The organism is Chloroflexota bacterium, from assembly GCA_035652535.1.
GTDB lineage: Bacteria > Chloroflexota > UBA6077 > UBA6077 > SHYK01 > DASRDP01.
This window is the reverse complement of the sequence record DASRDP010000102.1, coordinates 1-17262: the sequence shown is the minus strand read 5'-3', so window position 1 is coordinate 17262 and position 17262 is coordinate 1. Positions and strand designations below refer to the sequence as shown.

Annotated in this window: 17 protein-coding genes; 9 read left to right on the top strand and 8 right to left on the bottom strand. The window is 64.3% G+C overall.

The genetic code is table 11. The features are described 5' to 3' along the window. Positions 1 to 11: 11 nt before the first annotated feature. The 5 genes from VFC51_12205 to VFC51_12185 form a co-directional block, all read right to left on the bottom strand. Entirely contained in the window at positions 12 to 194 is a 183-nt protein-coding gene (locus tag VFC51_12205; GenBank protein ID HZT07787.1) for a hypothetical protein, read from the bottom strand. A gap of 55 nt (positions 195 to 249) precedes the next feature. Next, on the bottom strand, positions 250 to 771 hold the full coding sequence (locus VFC51_12200) for a transposase (protein HZT07786.1): 522 nt from the start codon (positions 769 to 771) through the stop codon (positions 250 to 252). Between the two features lie 137 nt (positions 772 to 908). Next, on the bottom strand, positions 909 to 1172 hold the full coding sequence (locus VFC51_12195; GenBank protein HZT07785.1) for a hypothetical protein: 264 nt from the start codon (positions 1170 to 1172) through the stop codon (positions 909 to 911). A 1104-nt stretch (positions 1173 to 2276) separates the two neighbouring features. After that, a complete protein-coding gene (locus tag VFC51_12190) occupies positions 2277 to 2783 on the bottom strand; it encodes a hypothetical protein (protein ID HZT07784.1) in 507 nt (168 codons plus the stop codon). Between the two features lie 438 nt (positions 2784 to 3221). Further along, positions 3222 to 3380 carry a hypothetical protein gene (locus tag VFC51_12185; GenBank protein ID HZT07783.1) on the bottom strand — a complete coding sequence of 53 codons (159 nt, stop codon included), beginning with the start codon at positions 3378 to 3380 and terminating at the stop codon, positions 3222 to 3224. A gap of 643 nt (positions 3381 to 4023) precedes the next feature. Between VFC51_12185 and VFC51_12180 the strand changes: the two genes are divergently transcribed. Beyond that, positions 4024 to 4596 carry a hypothetical protein gene (locus tag VFC51_12180; protein HZT07782.1) on the top strand — a complete coding sequence of 191 codons (573 nt, stop codon included), beginning with the start codon at positions 4024 to 4026 and terminating at the stop codon, positions 4594 to 4596. Between the two features lie 787 nt (positions 4597 to 5383). Here VFC51_12180 and VFC51_12175 read toward each other — a convergent pair. After that, positions 5384 to 5995, bottom strand: coding sequence for a hypothetical protein (locus VFC51_12175; GenBank protein HZT07781.1), 612 nt, complete (start codon positions 5993 to 5995; stop codon positions 5384 to 5386). A gap of 263 nt (positions 5996 to 6258) precedes the next feature. On the opposite strand from VFC51_12175, the gene VFC51_12170 reads away from it, so the two are divergent. From VFC51_12170 to VFC51_12155, 4 genes are all read left to right on the top strand, one after another. Beyond that, positions 6259 to 6930 (top strand): hypothetical protein, encoded by a 672-nt coding sequence (locus tag VFC51_12170; GenBank protein HZT07780.1) that lies wholly within the window; start codon positions 6259 to 6261, stop codon positions 6928 to 6930. Continuing rightward, on the top strand, positions 6924 to 7325 hold the full coding sequence (locus tag VFC51_12165; GenBank protein HZT07779.1) for an HNH endonuclease signature motif containing protein: 402 nt from the start codon (positions 6924 to 6926) through the stop codon (positions 7323 to 7325). The genes VFC51_12170 and VFC51_12165 overlap by 7 nt, the downstream gene beginning before the upstream one ends. Next, the gene (locus tag VFC51_12160; protein HZT07778.1) at positions 7280 to 8098 is read left to right on the top strand and encodes an ion transporter; all 819 of its coding nucleotides are present in this window, start codon (positions 7280 to 7282) and stop codon (positions 8096 to 8098) included. The genes VFC51_12165 and VFC51_12160 overlap by 46 nt, the downstream gene beginning before the upstream one ends. 61 nt (positions 8099 to 8159) lie before the next feature. After that, a complete protein-coding gene (locus tag VFC51_12155; protein HZT07777.1) occupies positions 8160 to 8678 on the top strand; it encodes a hypothetical protein in 519 nt (172 codons plus the stop codon). Positions 8679 to 8727: 49 nt separating this feature from the next. On the opposite strand, the gene VFC51_12150 is transcribed toward VFC51_12155, so the two are convergent. After that, positions 8728 to 10710, bottom strand: a complete 1983-nt coding sequence (locus VFC51_12150; GenBank protein ID HZT07776.1) for a hypothetical protein — start codon at positions 10708 to 10710, stop codon at positions 8728 to 8730. 647 nt (positions 10711 to 11357) lie between these two features. On the opposite strand from VFC51_12150, the gene VFC51_12145 reads away from it, so the two are divergent. The 3 genes from VFC51_12145 (at position 11358) to VFC51_12135 (ending at position 13481) form a co-directional block, all read left to right on the top strand. Continuing rightward, complete coding sequence (locus VFC51_12145) at positions 11358 to 11858, top strand: hypothetical protein (protein ID HZT07775.1); 501 nt, start codon at positions 11358 to 11360, stop codon at positions 11856 to 11858. A gap of 514 nt (positions 11859 to 12372) precedes the next feature. Further along, positions 12373 to 13080, top strand: coding sequence for a hypothetical protein (locus tag VFC51_12140; GenBank protein ID HZT07774.1), 708 nt, complete (start codon positions 12373 to 12375; stop codon positions 13078 to 13080). A gap of 167 nt (positions 13081 to 13247) precedes the next feature. Further along, entirely contained in the window at positions 13248 to 13481 is a 234-nt protein-coding gene (locus VFC51_12135) for a hypothetical protein (protein ID HZT07773.1), read from the top strand. A gap of 1634 nt (positions 13482 to 15115) precedes the next feature. Here VFC51_12135 and VFC51_12130 read toward each other — a convergent pair. Then, entirely contained in the window at positions 15116 to 16411 is a 1296-nt protein-coding gene (locus tag VFC51_12130; protein ID HZT07772.1) for a hypothetical protein, read from the bottom strand. A 490-nt stretch (positions 16412 to 16901) separates the two neighbouring features. Here VFC51_12130 and VFC51_12125 point away from each other — a divergent pair, with 490 nt between their 5' ends. Next, on the top strand, positions 16902 to 17126 hold the full coding sequence (locus VFC51_12125) for a hypothetical protein (GenBank protein ID HZT07771.1): 225 nt from the start codon (positions 16902 to 16904) through the stop codon (positions 17124 to 17126). Positions 17127 to 17262: the final 136 nt, after the last annotated feature.

The following is a 17262-nucleotide window of genomic DNA, read 5'->3' as shown; positions in this document are numbered from 1 at the left end:
CTGTAGGTGATCTAATCAGCTACCAGCCAACGGCCCATAATCATAATAATGATGTTCGTCGCCATGGGATGCACGCCTACGCACTCGGCAGAGATAGTGCCCGTGGAAAGACAAAACGATGATCCCCGCGCGCCGGTGCCGACCACGGGGGTGAGCACGATCAGCTCTGCGGCGATGGCGATCACGAGGAGCATTTGCCGAACTCACGGAAGCGCGTTTGCAACGAAAACCGTCGAAGGGTCGCACAAGTCAATGGCGATTGTCCACGGAACAATCGAGGGAAAGGGTCACTCGGACCGAAAGGCGGACGAATCCTGCCACCGGTGGCGGCGATTCGGGTTGGTCCATTCTGACGCAGCCGGAGCCATGTCGGGTGGGGAATCTCTCTGCTCGGGGCAGGGAGCGGGATCCGGTGGGGCGCCTGAGGGCGGCGTCAATCGATGCTGTCGCTCGCGTGTCCGGCTGCAGCTTCACCATCCGGACCGGGTTGTAGGCCGTTGCGACAAGGTACGCCCACAGGCCCGTCCGCTCGACTCCGCGATACCTCGTCTTCCTCAAGCCGCCGATCACCTTCATCGACCCGAAGATCTTCTCGACCCGCTTGCGGCATCGCTGGCTCACCGCGAAGCTCGCATGACGCGTCGTTCGCCCGTCGATCGACGAGCGCCGGTTCGTCGTGTTCTGCGCCACGTGCGGCGTCACCCCGACGCTCTGGAGAACGCCGGTGAACGAGGCCGCGTCGTAGCTCTTGTCGGCACTCGCAGTTCTCACCCTGGATGCCGCGGTCTTGTGCCCACCCGATGGCTCAGCGCCTGCTCTCGCTCCAATGTCCCGTTCGCCGGCGCCACGGAGATGTCGACTCACAGGCCGTTGCGATTCTCTATGAGCACGTGCCCCAAGAAGCGGAGCTAGGCCTCCTTGCCTGGCTCCTTGCGCATGAGCCGCGCCTCGGGGTCTGTCGTCGACTGGCGGCTCTCGTTCGAGCGCCGCTCGCCGTGGAAGCTCACCGTCGAATTACCCGGATCGTCCGTAGGTGGCCGGTCCTCGGGCTTCTCCGCCTTCGGCCGAAAGCATCTCAGCAGACAGGAAGGGGGAGGCCCGTAGGCCGGGCGCGGATTCGATGCCCCCGCGGGGAGCCCGGCCGTGCGCTTGGACCCGTCGGCGCTGCTCATCCTCCCGCTCGCTCCCCTCACCCGCCTCGCCAACCGCGCCCGCTTCGTCGGTCCCGGCGATAGCAGCGCAGCGTGCCCCTACGCCAGACAGCCTGGCATCGCGGGCGGCTCGCGTACCTGGCGACCAGAACGGCCCCGTAGCGGTTTGGCTCGACTGGCCAACCGCGTGATCCGCTTGGGGTAGGACATCCACGCAAATAGGGCGCCCTCCGCCGCCTTGCTGCGGAGCCGAGCGGCCGAGTGACCCGTTCGCGGTTCGCGATGTCGCCAAAAAAGCGACGTTCGGGCTCACGAGTCGCGCGACTGCGTCGACCGCGCACGGACAGTCGATGGCGCCGGCTCACGCTTGCTTCGCGTCGGCCTCGCCCGCGTCGTCGGCGCTCGCGTCATCGTTCGGGGCCTTCCGCGGGCGCGGCGTACTTCATGGCGAGCTATGCGCCTAGGTCGGGCCGCCTCGCGTACAGGGCGACGCAGACCCAATTCGGTGAGAAGCCCGCGCAGCGTGGCGACCAGCGCGGCATCATGTCGGCTTCGCAGAGCTGTGTCTGAGTCGGGGATGTGGCTGCGACCGACGAAGCGAACATGGGGAGAACGAGTCGGAGGAGGTAGCGGCGCATCTGGAGGTCCTCCAAGCGGACCCGAGATTTCGGTCAGGACCAAGAAGTCAATTGGTTCAGAGACCACTTTGCTTGTCCGACGAAGAGACCAGAACACTTGGCAGTGGACCACTTCAGCCGGTCGGCCGCCTCGGATTCGTTCGTGCATCCTGGACCACCGGGAAGACCGGTCTTCTCGTAATAATGGAACTTCGTCGGTTTCGATTCCGCCTTGAAGCGGATCGCGATCAAAGATCCTTTAGGATCTCCCGGCGTCGCTCCTTGAGTTCGCTGTCGGTGATCAATCCCTGGTCGCGTAGAGTTTGAAGCTGTCGAAGCCGCGACTCGACCGACCCCTTTGCGACTTGTCGAGGACTGGCCGCGGAGGACGGCGCAATGGGTTCCGAATACGTCGGCATCCACTCATTCGGAGCTGTCTCCTTTATCGGTACAACGGTCTGACAGCCGGTCGCGAGGAGAACTGCTAACCACAGGCTGCCGGAAGGTCTCACTTGGCAGCGTACTGGCTTAAGATTGGCGTAAGCTTAGGAACACACGCTTTTAGAAAATTCTCCATGGCGAGAGCGAGAATGCTCCGATACTCCTCTTCCGTGCCCCACCATCCGGTTTGAGTCGCTTCGCCGGAGCAACTTGTGGAGAATAACCGTACTCCGCGTTGATCGATTCCAACCTCCGCGTCGACCCACGCTGTTTGCGCCATATAGGTATCGACAAACACTTTGGATACCTTGCCCACAACCGTTGGAAGAGCGCCTGCTGTTTGCGCTGACTCTACCCGCTCGACAGTGAACCCTTCCGCAGCGAGGCCGTTTACGAGACCGCCGGAAACCCAGAGGACCGGATTCTGACTACCTTCGATCTTCTTTACCGGCATTCCATAGAGATTCCTCATCTGTCCAATCTCATCTCCCGTTGCGTACTCGGAAGACCGAGCATCATCGAAGCGCGCAACGGCGATCTGGCCGGCTTCCGTTTTAGGGGCGGGCGGATTCACGTCGAGTGTTCCGTAGCCCAGCGGCACCCTCATGGGAGCGCACCCTGATGAGCCAACCGCCAAAAACAACGCGATAGCCGCTCTGTGTTTGGGCCTCCCTTCGGCCTGTCCGGTGCGTCGGTCGGATATAGTCAAGTACATAGTCACTCCGGGATGAGGTAACGACGTCTTTGGACAAGTGATCGTCTCTGGAGGGCGCCCGTAGACCAACATGAGGATGTCAGTCAACCCTCCTTCTGAGGAATCGCTGCGTGGCGCCGCTGGCCCTCCGAGTGCAGGCGGTGGGCATCGTGACTCGCGCTGGGTTGGGACAGGTGCCGAATGCCGAGGTCGCAGGGGATTTGTCATCGTCACCAAGACCATGCCGAAGGTCCCACAATGCCGGCCAAAACTTGATCGATATCGTCTCGTCTTCGCCCATATCCAGTGCGCGCGCCCTCACCGGCCCGCCTCGTCAGGGCGAGCCCGCTTTCGCCACGCCTCGTCGTCGCCGCCCGCGCTTCGGATCCGCTCGTCGAGCTTGCGATCGAGCCTCGTCGCGGCTCCTTTCGGAGCGTCCTCCTCGACCGAGTCGGCCGGGAACGTCATGGCCGGCATCGGCTACAGCTCTACCCTCCCTGCGCCCACAGCGGGACTCCGGGGTAGTCGATCCGCGGGATCTGCGGGAACCAGGCCCCCCGGAGACGCACCAGCTGAAGGCCGGAAGGGCGGATCTCAAAAAGAGATTTCAACGGAAGTCCGCCGAAATCCTAAAGGATCTTTGCCCGACAGTTCTTCGGGCTAGCGGCCGCACGCTCTCCGCCAGGATTTGAATACATTGGCCCTGACGCGCCTAGTTCTCGTTCGCGCTATCAGAGAGGGCGCGGGGGATTGACATCCTCGTCCCGACGCGCTCTACCCCCCTCGCTTTCACCCCTCTTGGAGGCAACCCATGGCCCACCGACGGCCCGTTACTCTCAGAAGTCGCTCTCACCGCTTCGTGGTGCCTTCACTAACGGCTAGGAAGACACCGGCGCCAACTCCGCACACGCCCGCGCTCCGATGGCCCAGAGCGCCATCTTGCTGCAACGTCTGCACGAGGGACAAACCGTACGCGGAACAACTGCATCTCGCGCAACTTCACACCTCATCAGGCGCTGGATGGGCGTTGCTGATAGGGGTTAGACCGCATCTCAGCGAGAGGCACGAGCCGGTGTTTAGAATCTTGATGTTGGTACTGTTTTGCCTACTGAATCGGTCGTTGCCCGCGACGGCCGAATGGAATGGGCCACATCAAAACACCGACCAGATGACAGACGTAAAGCGGGTTTCAATTGACACCATTTCCACTAACAAATGGTCTGGGTCGATCACATCGGGCACTGCAACTCTCTTGATTAGATGCCAAAAGACCGAGACCGACCTTTGGATCGATGCCGATAGCGTGCTCGAATCGGACTATATGAATGGCTCGGTAAAGATCGTCTATCGCTTGGATGACCAGAAGGCTGTGAGTAGTAGCTGGATCGCGGGTACCGATCACAAAAGCGCCTTCACGCGCAACCCAGTTCCTTTGATTCGGGATATGCTGAAGGCGAAGCGAATGCGCATCCAGGTTCCCTGGTTCGTCCCCTCCGGTAGCACGTGGGTGGCAGACTTCGACATCGAGGGACTAGGCGACAAGATTGGTGACATCGCCAAGGCATGCAATTGGAAGCTTCAGGGACCAAACGTACGAGAGGCTCAAGCCCAGGCTGCAAAAGCGGCAATGGCCAAATGCCTGAAGCAATACAACGGTAATCAAGCGCTTTGTGATCTTCTACACCACCACTGAGAGCGAAGGTTCGAAGCGACATGACTCGAACGCAAACGGCCTTAGTCGGTCTCCCACTCATGGTCATTGCGCTCGCCATCGTTTTGACGGCAGCGGCTCCAATGAATGCAACGCAGACGGCATGTCACATCAGCCTAATGCAACAGAGCTGTGTATTCACAAACGACAACTACCTCATGCCAGCATCAAGTTGCGTCTATGTCAAAATTGTTAATCGAATCACGGAACGATCCGCAATCTCCAATCACACGTGCTCGGGAGTACTTTGGCCAAGGACCACCGCCGGTATTCCGGTCGTTTTTCCGGATAACCTAGGATCGATGTGCTCCAAGATGGAGGACTGCGGCATGGAAATCGTGGCCGATAGCGGCACCGAGAGTGCCGCGGGCGGTAGACCGCGAGCGGATTTGTCCACCAATGTCGGCCAAGCGGTTGAACCGCGGGACCAAAAAGCGAACTGCACTTACTCAAAGGACGGCGTGCTAATCACTTGCAAATGATCACAAAGGAATGGTGCGGATCATCGCTTGGAAGCCGCGCCCACGCCGGCGCGGTTCGTTGGCTTCGATCGTGAGATAGTCTGACCGCTTCGGCGGCTCACGACGTCCTACATTTTCGCCGCTGCGAGCGGCAGAGCTGTGTCTCGCCGGAGCGACACGCCACCCGTAGCTTCACGGCGCCGCTGGCGACGCTCGCGCACAGCACGTCCGCGTCGGCCGCATAACGTCAGGAGTGGGACGGCGGCGAGGATCAAGCGTCGCAGTGGCATGGCCGTCTCCTTTGTCCGCTACGGCCCGGCAACTAGGCTGTACGGCGGCGTGAACTGCGAGATGTCGAAGCTCGCGAACGGGAAAAGTGGTTGGGGCCCGTAGGCGTACGTCGTACATCCGGCAGTCGGGTTTGATCTGTACGAGTTGATGTCGTGGACTTCTTGCGCTCCGGAGGCGTACACCAACAGGCCACCGGGCTGCAGATACGTGCCTGCGTAAAATCCGCCCGAATAGAGATTTGCATACGGCGTGCCCGTGCAGTTCGATGATTCGTAGTAGAGCGACGGCGGGCCAGAAGTACCGTTCACCCCTAGGTGGTCCACGACCATCTCAACCCCAACACCGCCAACGGTGCGCACGACATAGATCTGACTCCCCGCGGTCACCGGCCGGCTTGGCGTGCCCATCACGACACCGTTGACGTCCTTCACGACCATCGTTGGTGTTCCGCTCTGGCAGTTCGTTACCTCGACCTTCGCGGGCGTCGAGCCGAAGAGAACGGCGCCGATCTCATCGACGACGACCGTCGCCTTGGCGGTGGTGCGCGTCGGGAGGCGCACCTCCAGCGCCCACGCGAGGGTCGCGGCGGTGAGGAGGCCGATGGTCATGCCGAGCACGATGCGTCTCATGGGCTGGTGTCCCCCGTGTTCGAGGATCGGAGCTTTCTGCGAGTGTCAGGCGGAAGTCAACGGCGCTCACGCAATTGACGCTAGAGGAGAGCGCGACACGGCGACGGACGTGGCTGCACAACGCCGGCAGCGATCTTGGCAGCGTGTCCGACCTCGCGGGGCCGAGCGAAGGCGGCGGCGAACCGGCACGGTGCGTCGTACGTCAGCTATTGACTTGAGGGCGCCGCCCTACCTATCCCGGCGGCCCAAGGAGGGTTCTACACATGCGCCGCCGGCTTCGTCTCGACCGACTCTCGATCACACCCTCGTCGCGCGGCATTACGACCGCCGCCCTGGCTCTCGCGCTCGCAGCCACGGTCGCGTTCGCCGGCTCCGGCGTGCAAATCACGCCGGACGGAAAACGGACGCTGGTCAGCAAGGACCTCGCCGGCGAACGCTGGGCGATAACGTGCGAGGAGGACGGGACGATCTCCGGGAACGTCTTCCGACCCGATGGTGGCGCGCCGGCGTTCGTGTGGTGCGACCCAGAAGGCGACGACGGCGAACCCGATCCCTACGCCCGCGTCGTCACGCTCGCTTGCTACGGCGCCGACGCATGCGCAGCAGCGCCTTGCGAGGAGACGGAATGGCGCCTCATCGGCTCCGTGCCGCTGCAGGGCGCGTTCTGTTTGCCACCGCAACCGGGGACGACGCCCGTTCCAACGCCGCAGCCGACGGCCGAGCCGACGCCCGAGCCGACCGCCGCGCCCGCGACGCCTACCCCCGCACCGACAACGATACGGACGCCGACCCCGACACCCGTGCACACCCCGGCCCCGACCAGGACACCGCCCCCGTCGACGTGCTGCCGCCACTGCTCGACCGGCAAGCCGTGCGGCGATAGCTGCATCGCGCGGAATCTCACGTGTCACCAGCCTCCGGGTTGCGCGTGCTGACGGGACGGGCGGGATTCGTCGCGGTCGTCGCGATCGCCCTACTCGCCGCACCGACGGGCGCCTCTGCCGGCAGCTGGGTCCACGGGTACACGCGGCGGGACGGTACGTACGTGTCGCCCCACTACCGCCGAAGCCCAGGCAGCGGGACGCCGCGAACGCCGACGTACCATCCGCCCGCGACCACGACGTTCGGGACGACAACGAAACGCAGCCCCGCGGCGACGGGCGCTTTTCAGCGGTCGCACCCGTGCCCGTCGACCGGGAAGACGAGCGGCGCGTGCCCCGGCTACGTCATCGACCACATCACACCGCTCAAGCGGGGAGGTGCAGACTCACCGTGGAACATGCAGTGGCAGACGACCGAGGCGGCGAAGCAAAAGGACAAGTGGGAGTAGCGGCCGGGCGCGCGACCGACGTCGGCCCGTACCAGCTTTTCATCCTCGCGCTATCGCTGTTCGTCCTCTTCGCGCTCGCGATCCAGTCGACGACGGAGCTGGAACCCGGAACGCGGACCATCCTGGAGTACGCCGACTTCGGCGTCTGCCTGCTTTTCCTCGCCGACTTCGTTCTGAGCCTCGCCCGCGCGCCTAACCGGCTCGCATACCTCGCGCGATGGGGCTGGATCGACCTGCTATCAAGCGTGCCGGCACTCGATCAGCTGAGATGGGGCCGCGCCGCCCGCGTTCTCCGCGTGCTCCGCGTCCTGCGCGGCGTCCGCGCGTCCAAGATTCTGTCCGGGTTCATTCTGCAGCGCCGCTCCGAGAGCGCCTTCCTCGCCGTCGCGCTGCTCTCGATCGTCCTTCTCGTAAGCGGGAGCATCGCGGTCCTTCAGTTCGAGGTCGGCGCGGAGGGCGCGAACATCAAGAGTGCCGAGGACGCCCTTTGGTGGGCCATCACGACCATCACGACGGTCGGGTACGGCGACCGCTATCCGATTACGACGGAAGGGCGCATCCTCGCGGCGGGTCTCATGGTCGCTGGCGTGGGTCTCTTCGGGACGTTCACCGGATTCGTCGCCTCGTGGTTTCTGGAGGCACCGGCTGCCCAGCAGACGCACGACCTTGACGAGATTCGGGCGGATCTCGCCGCACTCCGCGCGCTGATCGAACACCGCAGCACCGAGCCCGAGGTGCAGAAGCCGGTCACTCCACGAGCCGGCCCCACCTAGTGGTACGACGTGATGAGCGCGCCTCGGTCTCTCGATATGCTGATGTCGTGACTTCGAGCCGATGCCTCTGGTTCGCCGAGCGGAGCCCTTCGACCATCCCGACTGGATCTTCGAGGTGAAGTACGACCGGTTCCGCGCGCTCGCGCACGTGGAGTCGGGTGCTGTTCGGCTCGTGTCGCGGAACGGGAACCCCTACCGGCAGTTCGGCCAGCTCTGCCACGATTTGGCGGCCGAGCTGCGGTGCGGTGAGAGCGCCGTCCTGGACGGTGAGCTGGCGTGCCTCGACGACGACGGCCGGCCACGCTTCGACCATCTATTTCAGCGACAGGGCACGCCGGTATTCGTCGCGTTCGATCTTGTCGCGCTCGACGGACGCGACCTCCGCGACATCCCGTTGCTGGAGCGGAAACGCCGGCTGCGCGCGTGGTGCCGCGAGAATCGGGCTGCGCCCTCTACCTCGACTACATCGCAGGGCGCCGGCGTCAGCCTCTACCGGTGGTGCGACGGGACTTTCGGGCAGCTGCAGGCTCAGCCGAAAGCGCTTTGCGCCGACTCCTACTCGACCGCGCTCAAGGTGTAATCGCAGCTCCAGCTTTGGTTCGTCGCCAAAGCTTAACTGAGGCAACACTCTACCGGCATGTCAGGAGTCTCCGATTCCGATTAAACGAGCAACTTGGTAGCGGCGGTGGCCCGGCGAACGTTAGTTCTCCGCAACTGCCTGTCTCAGCTGTCGGCGGGTCTAAGATCAGTGTCGCTGACAGCGGACCAACGAATACCCTCTCGAAGGAGCTGCGGCTCGCTTTCACCAAGAACCGAATGCGCTTGTGATCCGCAACTTCTCTTACAACTGTCGCGCGTGCCATTGATCCATCGACAAGGGCTCCGCCGAACACGAATCGGCTGTGGCGAGCGTTCGTTCGCCAACCTGTCTTAGCGCTCGACGAGTAAGTACCTCCCGGAATGCCAAGATCTACGATCGTTCTGCGAACTGGATCGTTCACTAGAACCCGGAGTCCTTGAGCCGTCGGGTCAAAGATGGGCGCTCCTGAGAATTCAAGAGTACCCTGGAAAGTCAGTCGGTCGTCGCCATGCGGTGTCGTGAAGTCGGAGAGCCTCAGCAGCGGTTTGCGAATCGAGACACCCAACGTGCACGGGTCGCAGACATCCCCTAGTCCATCCCCGTCGGTATCGGTCTGAGATGGGTCGAAATCGAACGGGCAGCCATCAACGGTATCGCAGAGTCCGTCGCCATCACCGTCGGGCAGATGAACATCCGAAGGACAGTCGATGTCGCCTCCGTTGCAAGTCTCAGCAACATCGCACCGGTCGGCTACGGGCCGACAGACCACGCCGACTGCGGCAACGTGGTCCGACGGACAGGTGGGTGAGACCCCATCACAGGTCTCCGGCACGTCGCACGAACCGGCCGCGGGTCGACAGACCGTCGTCGCCGGCTCGATCTGGCACGTAGACGAACAGCAATCGCCATTGGCGGTGTTGTCGTCGTCGCACGCCTCGCCGGCGTCAATGATCCCATCGCCACAAACGGAGGCGCCGGCGATCTTCCGGATTCGGAAATTCAAGAGGTCCGCCACAAGCAGTGCACCGTCGGGACCGGCCGCCAGTCCCATCGGCAACCACAGCATCGCCTCGATTGCGGGCCCGCCGTCGCCGCCGAATCCCCCCGGAGGTCCGACGCCCGCGAAGGTCGAAATGATTGCCGCCGAGTCGACTCTTCGAACACGATGGTTTCCGGTGTCGGAGATGTAGACGCTTCCGTTCCCACCGACCGCTACGCTGCGTGGCCCCTGCAGCATGGCTTGCGTTGCGGGGCCACCATCGCCGGAAAGACCGTACTCGCCGGTGCCGGCAATCGTGGTGATCAGTCCGGCGGCGTTCACCATGCGGACTCGGTTGTTGCCGTCGTCGGCAATGAATAGGTTTCCGGAGGAGCCGACTGCGATACCGGATGGTCCGGCTAGATGCGCTGCCGTTGCAGGGCCACCATCGCCGCTGAATCCCGGCGTGCATTGGCCAGCCACAGTCGAGATGATTCCGGACGTGTCGATCCTGCGAACGTGATTGTTGATCTCGTCCGCAACGAATACGTTCCCGTCGGCGTCCACCGCGACGGCCCTCGGATTGCCGAAGACGGCCGACGTCGCAGCACTCTCACTGTCAAAGCAACCGGCGTCACCGTAGCCCGCCATCGTGGAGATGATCCCAGAAGTGTCGACCCTGCGGATGCGACGGTTTCCGGTGTCCGCGATGAAGAGATTGCCGACACGGTCGACCGCCACGTCAGCCGGGCCGTCGAACTGAGCCGCTACGGCAGGTGAACCGTCTCCTGCGAAGCCGCGGGTGCCGTTACCAGCGATAGTAGAGATCGTGCCGAAGGCGTCGATCTTCCGGACGCGGTTGTTGCCCAGGTCGGCGATGAAGAGGTTCCCGTTGGCGTCCACCGCGACGCCGTACCCGCTGTTGATGCTCGCAGCAGTGGCCGGTCCGCCATCGCCGCCGAATCCCTGGACGCCGTTTCCGACGACCGTGTAGATGTCCCCCGGCGTGCCGACCACCAGGTTCGGGGATGCCAGGAGCGTGATTGAGCACACGATCAAGGTGAAAACCGTTCGCGTCTCCCTCGCGCGCGGTCTCCAGGGATTCATGCACGTTTGCAAGCGCCGAACGTCTCAAATCGGCGCCTGACGGTCAAGTGGCCAGCGGCGCCTGGCCGGCCCTAGCACACCGCTCCGCGGCCTCGCGGCAGGGGTGCGTCTACGTCGATCAGCTCGATGTAGTCGATTGCAGTGCGATTCGAGATCATGGTCTCGGCGATCGACTCCAGGTTGCGACTCACCGCGATCCGCCCGCACCCCGCCGTCGCACGCGTCACCACCCCGGCCGTCGATGGGGATCCAGTCGCCCGCCATACCGGCTCCTAACGCGAGGGTGCGCAGGTCCGAGTCTGGCCATGCGCAAGCGGATCGACCCGTGGCCTACCTCACTACCCGGGCCGCCGATCCGAGAACTCGATTGCCCGCCCTACCCGCCCGCATACGCGAGCGGGCGTCACGCAAGCCAGAGAGCCGTGGGGCGACGACGACGCCGAACAGCCCATTAACCAAAAATTGCGCCCTTCGCGCTTGCCAAGCTGGTCAACGTCGACATATCGCGAGTCGGAGAAAGGCCACACGAGCATCGCGCTGACCCGTGCCGAAAATGGACGCCAGCGCGCAACGACGACGAAAGGGCACGTCACATGAGGAAGAATCGACGATCGCTGATTTCGAGGGCGATCGTACTGGCAGCCTTCGCGCCGGAGCGCCCTTGTCCGCCGACGCCGAAGGTTCCTATCATCCGGGTGCCGAAGTCCGCCGCGACGCTCGCCATGGGCTTGGTCGACTCCGGCGAGATTCACCTGAACACCATCTACGTGAATGGCCAGTTGGTGGGTCCGCCAGTGGCGCCCGGGTCTACTGTGGGAATTGGCTTTACGTGGTATCTCACGGCAGTACCCGGATGTCCTGCTTGTAGGATTCAGGCCTACATCGGCTTCCAAGGCATGGAGGCGACCTGCTTCGCCGACGCTAATGCCCCGGCGAGTAACTGGTTCAGCGGCACCCTCACGGCCCCCACCAAGCCAGGCACTTATCTGATCATGGTGAACGAAACGCTGGATGCCGGGTGCCAGGCGGTCACGAGCGGTGGCGGTGGCTTACGTTCGATCGTCGGGGTCGTCGCTACCCTGAAAGTCAAGTGAGTTAGGTGCCCGGGGGTCTCGTCCATGAGCGGTACGGCATGCGCAGGCTGCGACACGTGATCGCGGCAGCGAGCGCGAGAAGGACGTTCGTGCTGGGGGTCGCTCTCACCGCCGCCGCGGCCGCATGCGGCGGATCAAACAAACCGCCGACCGGCGGCGGCGTGGCGTTCGAGCGCATTGGCCCCACGGCCTCGCTGCGACACCTGGATGCGCATGCGATCTCCGGCGACGGCAAGGTCGTCGTCGGTAGCGCCGGCCCACTGGAATGGCAGGGCTTCCCATGGGACTTTGCCGTGCGCTGGACAGCCGATCGAGGGCTGGAGAGCCTTGACATCCCCGGAGCAGCGACGGCGACATCGCGCGACGGCGCTACGGTCGGCGGTCGAATGAACGTACCGCCCATCACCGCCCGCCTACGCGTTAGCCCGACGCTCGCCTTCCGCTGGACCGCAGCCGCTGGTGTACAGACGCTCGGCGACCTCGATCGTTCCCCAAACGGATACGACGTCACAGCATGGACGCGCAGGGCGGCGTCCTCGTCGGGACGGGCATCCGAAATGTCAACGACGCTCTCTTCAGGCCCTTCCGTTGGGACGTAATCCAGGGCCTCACGTTCTACCCGGTCCCCCGCGGCTTCGCCGCCTACGTCACGACGCTCTCCCCGGACGCCGAGATGGCGGCGGGCTTCGCGGTAGAAGACACACCAGACGGCGTATCGACCGCTGTTCGCTGGGATGCTGCCGGCCAGCTGACGACCTTGGCCACGCCTGTGGGTCGGCTCGGATGTGAACCCGCCGCGATCTCCGACGATTCGCGGATCATCGCTGGTACGTGCTTCCAGCGCGTGTTCGTCGACAATGGGTATCGTGACGTTCCGGACCTCGTCCGCTGGGTCGGTGATGCAGTCGACGTCCCCGAACCGCTGTCGAATGCCGACGGGAGTACGGCCGAGGATGCATCCGCCGACGGAGAGACAATCGTCGGCAAGATCGAAGTTCAGGGGCCGCTCGAACGACGCGCGATGGTCTGGCGCGCTGAAAGCGGGAAACGCTTGCTCGAAGACATCTTGCGCGACGCAGGGATCGGCGACGCGCTTTCCGGCTGGGTCCTGCACGAGATCGTCGGCGTATCCGATGACGGCCTCGTCGTCGCGGGCAACGGCGTTGCTCCAGACGGAGAGAGAGCCGCGTTCTACGCAATCTTGCCACGCGGGGGCCGCTGACCGATCATCGAATCGCAAGCAGCCGACATGCCTCACCCGTTGCACGCCCCCAGCTATGGCGGGTCTAAAAACGACCACAACTTGGGGCTGCGGCCTCTCGCATCAATTGTTGTTCCTTCCTACTAGCTCGCCGGGCGTCCCGGGCTCGTCGCCAAGCGCTTCTGGAGGTGGATGGCGTCGACCCCTGCCTAATCATCCTCGATCTCTTCATGCCCGGCATGGACGGGTTCCAGTTCCGCCATTGGCAGCTCGGAAGCCCATTCGCCCAAGTGCCGATCATCGTGTTCTCGGCGGGCTACGACGTCGCGCGCGTGCAGCAGATCACCGGGCTACCGGCTGTCCGGAAGACCGCCGACCCCGACGAGGTGTTGCTGCTCGTGCGGCTGCACTGCGCGGCGTGACGAGCTGACCGGCTCCGCCGCCCTAGTGCCGCTCCGCATCCGCGGAAAGCCGCCCCGGTCAAATTAGGACATTACCTAGCGACGCACCCGAGCCGTGATGGCAGGAGCAACCGTCACCCAGTGACCGGCGAGGTCCTGGTGAGTGCGTGTGACCCTTCGGTACGCTGATGCGATGGCCTTCGAGCCGATGCCCTCGCTCGCCGACGCGCCGCGTTCCGTCCCGCGCAGCTGCCGATCCGTCGGCGTTGTCTTCCCCGACAACGATTCTACGGGATAGGAGGCCGTTGAAACGGTGGACAAGCGCACTGCGTGGAGCTGAGGAGTTCACAAAACCCCCCGCTTTCGCAGCAGCGGGGCTCTACTGCGCCGCCTCGCGACCAGACGTAACCCGGCGGAATGCAGCAGAGGCACGCGGTCGGACCGCTGGCCAGTCCGCATGCCAGTCCGTCGCCGGCACAATACATTGCGTCGGTGCCGTCACATTCCTCTGGCGGCGAGGTGACGCCGTCTCCGCAGGGCGTCCCAGGACATGTACACGTCGCCCGGCATGCACCGGGGCAGCGAGCGTCATCGCTTCCGTCGCATTCCTCGCCGGGGCGGTTCACGACGCCGTCTCCACAAGCAGGTCCGCACGTACAATCGGTCATGCAAAAACCGCCGAGGCACCGAGACCGGGACAGGCCGTCACAAGCCTCGTGGCCAGCACGGTATCCATCGCCACAAGCCGGAATGACCTGCGCTTGTACGGCGTAGGCCGAACCAAAGATTCTGCCCACAAAAAAGCGATCAACGTCGCGCCGGCACTCCGCGTGCATCAGCGCGCGCATGTAGGTCGTCTCCATGCGTCGTTGTTTATTCCCCAATAGAGGGAAATTGACATGTCGTGCGTTCGCAGCCAACGCTCGAAAGTAGTCGCGCACGAGACGCGTGGTCGGCTTCAGCCAGGCGGCATTGCACGCGGCATCGGTAGAATCAGCCACTTCGAACAGCACACCGCGCAGGAGGTAGTGGAGTTGCCGCATTACGGGACCGGCGTCTCCCGTAGACGAGCAGCGGCCGGTGGCTTCAGCGCGGTCGAACGCGCGATACAGTCCGACCTTGGCAGCGTGTGGGCAGCCCGGGCTGGTGGGGCGATTTTCGAATCCCGCGATGCGGCAGTCGAGCAATTGAACCGCGGCATCGCCGGAAGCGCGGAGTTTTTCCGCCGCGCACGAACCGTCGTCCGCGGGCTCCGCGGGGCGCCCGTGGAGAACCAGAAGCAGCGGGATGGTCGCCAACGTGAAACGATTTGTCATGACCGCTACCCAGGTTGTGGCGTCGTTCCGTAACGACGGCACCATTTCAAAATGTAGTATGACGTGCAATGCGAGAAACGCGGGCGCGTGGGCGCTCCTGGCAGCTCTCGATCCACTGGTAGCCGCAAGAGGAGCAAATCCGGTGGAGTGCCCACGGGTCGCCTCGGCGCAGCCGCGGTCGCAGTCGACCCGGATTTCCCGGCTCGGCGCCGCATCGGCAAACTGCGTGCATGTTCGAGAACGGCGGCCAATCGCGAACAAGCGGCATCGCTCGCTCTCCGCGTGGCGGCGCGCGGGGCGGGACGTCGACGACGCTACAAACGGGACGCAATGGGTCCGCTACGGTGGATCAAGAAACGTTCCAACCAACGAAAGTCTCGGGTCGTCGCGAAAGAAGACGACGAGAAACCGTCGGCCGTTCGATGTGACTCCGACGGCGCTCGGTGATCCCACGTCGTCGGCAACCTCGAAGATGGCGGACCGGTCGACCTCCCCACCCGGCGAAACCTGCACGGCCCGCAGACGATCGCCGCTGACGGAGCCGTGCGGCTCGATCCAGGTGACCAGATAGCCGCCGGGGCCGTACGCGACGCCGCCCAGGCGAATCCGACCGACACCGGCCTGAATCACGAACCCGTCGTCTCCATCGAGGACGCCGGCCCCCGGCCGAAACCGCGCCCCGCGGATCTCGGTGACGTCCCCCGGCGCGGTTTCCGTCGCAGCTTCCCAGACGATGAGGAAGTCGGTTCCGTCGCCGGCGATCGCCGTGCGAAAGCGGTCACCGGCAACGACGTCCGCGACGCGGGTCCGGGTCCGTGACGACCCGTCGAGCGCGTAAACCCATACGGCTCCGTTAGGCTGCGAGGTGCCGTCGCGACGCAGCTCGCCCTCCACCCAAGCGCCGACGGTAGCTTCGCCGCTCGTGGCGATCGCGGGCGGGCCGGCAGTGAGTCGTCGTGTGTCGGAAGACCCCATCGGAGGTGCGATGACGCCGAGATCTTCCACGGCAAAGTCTCCCGTGCCGAACGCGACCCGGGCCCCTTCGACGAGCGTGCCGAGCCCGCCGCCCAGGAGCACCGACCACAGCACGACGAAGTCCGAGTCTTGAGCTGCCACGGCGGGAGGTGGCAGCAGCGTGGGTCCCACACCGGAACCGGCGCCGCTCTCGATCTCTTTGGCTGGCTCTAAGACGACACCAGCCGGGTCGATCCGCATCGCGACGAAGGCCCAACCGGTGAGCGGGAATTCCGGCGACAGGCCCTGCTCGCCAAACCAAGCGACATCGTAGGCTGTTCCATCGAACGAAGCGGAAGGAGAGTCGTAGCCGGCGTCCGGGTACGAGCCGATTGCACTTCTATCGCTGAGCGTAATCCATTCGTCGTCGAGGCGAGCGCCGTCGGGATCGAGGCGAACCGCGAAAATGTCGTGGCGGTGATCCCGGAAGGCGTCGAACGCGACGAGATATCCGCGCCCGTCCGAGCTGGCGGCTACGGTAGACACGCTGCTGAGACCGTCGGCAATCGTGAAAGACGCCTCCGGGGAAGGTTCCGGCGTCGGCGCCGGAGACGCGGGCGATGGCGCCGGCGGCGTCTCCGCCGGTGAGGGCGTCGCCGGATTGGTGGACGGTGCCGGCATTGAACTGCCGCCGCCACATGCCGACAGGAGCAAAGCGCCGACCAGGGCAGCGAGTCCTGCGCGGTATGCGCGAGCGCCGCGCTCGCGGTCTGCCCGTGCGGAAGGCGACGTACGAGTCCACCCCATCGCGTGCCCCCCATACGCCGGGTTGGCAGACCGCGGCGAGGCCAACGTGGTTGGTGTTCGAGTTCGTGTCGTGTGCCAGGACCGGCGAAGGAACGCATCGATAAGGACGGGCCGGCCGGCGTAGTCTTACATGACGCCCGCTACGCGGAACCGTCGGCGCGAAATCGCGCCGCGGGCACGTTCACGCGGATGCCGCCGCCGAGCGCTTTTGGCTCCGACCGGTACGCGGACCTCAACGCCGTCGGCGTGATGCTTCGCCCACCCATTCGCGTAAGGGCCGGTATGGCGGATAGCGGGCAATACCCGCCCTCCGAGCTGCTCGCCCGCCTCCGACATGGGCGGAACTGGTTCGGTCTCCGAAACCATGCATGGATACTCGCAGGCGACGCAGACTGGCGAGATGCGGCTGGCGGTCGAAGGCGATCCACCTTGGGACCGCCGCGTCTATCGCGCGGCTGCATTCGTCGCCGTGATCGACCGACACCACCGGGCGGGGAAGGACGCCTTCGTGGTCAAAGCGGCGACAGACCTCGACACGCTGCTCTATGCTCTACGGGCGGATCGACACGTCGCCTGCCTGACGAGCTAGTGTAGCGTCTCTGAAGTTCCGCCCACATTTCTCGTCCAAGCGGCATGAGGTACGTGGCGGAGCGGATGCAGGTGAAGGGAAGCGATCGGACGGTGCTGGAGAGCTGGAGTCGATCGCCTACGGTTCCTCAGGCGCT